This is a genomic window from Okeania sp. SIO3I5 (assembly GCF_010672085.1).
GTDB lineage: Bacteria > Cyanobacteriota > Cyanobacteriia > Cyanobacteriales > Microcoleaceae > Trichodesmium.
This window is the reverse complement of sequence record NZ_JAAHHT010000543.1, coordinates 1-1,151: the sequence shown is the minus strand read 5'-3', so window position 1 is coordinate 1,151 and position 1,151 is coordinate 1. Positions and strand designations below refer to the sequence as shown.

Below are 1,151 nucleotides of genomic sequence, written 5' to 3'. Positions count from 1 at the left end.
ACTAACTCACATTCCCACTTTTGGCAGGTTTCATCAAATATTTTATGTAACTGCGGGAGTATTTCAGAGGCAATTACCTTTTTTCGGTACTTGGTGACAAATACTATATGAACAGTAAGAGAATAAACAGACCTAAAACCTTTGTTATAGTTGCTTGACATAACATAGCAGTAAATGTACAATCAAAATATGATAATTACTTATTGCTATAAAATCAAGCCCACTTGTGAACAGTCAGTCAAAATTGACTATTGGCTAGAGTTGCTCAGGAGGCATTGGAATTACGCTTTGGCTCAAAGACTAGACTGGTTAAATAGAACTAGGTGTCAATTAGACCGATGCTCAACAATGTCATGTCCTATCGGCGAGATTCCTGGCAAACCTGGTTATTATTTTCAACAATCAGCACTTAAACAAACAAAAATTCTCTTTCCAGAATACAAAGACATATATTCTGAAGTTCAACAAATTAACTTACAAAGGTTGGATAAAGCTTGGAAACGTTGGTTAGTTCCAGATCAAACAGGCAAGAGATTTGGTAGACCAAGATTTAAGAAGCCTGGCAAATTAAGATCATTCTGTTTTAGTAGAGTTAATCATCCTAAAGCAGTAGTTAAATTTAATGGTAAGCAAATTATTATTAGCAGGTTTGGCGCTATTCCAGTAATAGTTCATAGACCTATCCCCGAAGGTTTTAATATTAAAACTGCAACTATAACAAAGAAAGCTGACGGTTCCGCAAGTGAGTTTTAGTTTGGAAGATAAGTCTGTCCCTAATCTAATCTCTACAGATAATATAAAAACTGCTGTGGGTATTGATGTAGGTTTGAAAGAGTTTTTAACTACTAATACTGGAGAAACTGTTCCTGTTCCAAATTTTTATAGAAAAGCACAATCGAATTTAGCCAGAAAGCAAGGTCAAGCAGATAGAAAAGAAATTGGTTCTAATAACTGGAAAAAGGCACTTTGATAATTAATAATTAATAATTAATAATTAACAATTAATAATTATAAGAATTTAATTTAACTCAATAAACTTCTAATAATTAATAATTATTAATTATTATTAATTATTATATTCCTTCTTTCATTATTAATTATTCATTATTAATTATTCATTGAATACATATTGCTAGGCAAAGAGAAGATTT

Annotated in this window: 3 protein-coding genes and 1 pseudogene; 3 read left to right on the top strand and 1 reads right to left on the bottom strand. The window is 31.2% G+C overall.

The window, feature by feature from the left end; translation table 11 throughout:
* The coding region (locus F6K40_RS41270) for a transposase (protein ID WP_365674501.1) at positions 1–161 on the bottom strand (161 nt) is incomplete at its 3' end.
* Between the two features lie 13 nt (positions 162–174).
* Here F6K40_RS41270 and F6K40_RS41265 point away from each other — a divergent pair.
* The 3 genes and pseudogenes from F6K40_RS41265 to F6K40_RS41255 form a co-directional block, all read left to right on the top strand.
* A pseudogene (locus F6K40_RS41265) lies at positions 175–264 on the top strand (hypothetical protein); the annotation flags it as partial.
* Positions 265–348: 84 nt separating this feature from the next.
* Entirely contained in the window at positions 349–753 is a 405-nt protein-coding gene (locus tag F6K40_RS41260) for a hypothetical protein (protein WP_365674504.1), read from the top strand.
* Position 754: 1 nt separating this feature from the next.
* Positions 755–970 (top strand): transposase, encoded by a 216-nt coding sequence (locus F6K40_RS41255; protein ID WP_365674498.1) that lies wholly within the window; start codon positions 755–757, stop codon positions 968–970.
* Positions 971–1,151 lie beyond the last annotated feature (181 nt).

Bases quoted from the DNA above. Each gene is read 5' to 3' on its own strand.
- F6K40_RS41260 (WP_365674504.1), top strand. From the start codon at position 349: ATGTCATGTCCTATCGGCGAGATTCCTGGCAAACCTGGTTATTATTTT.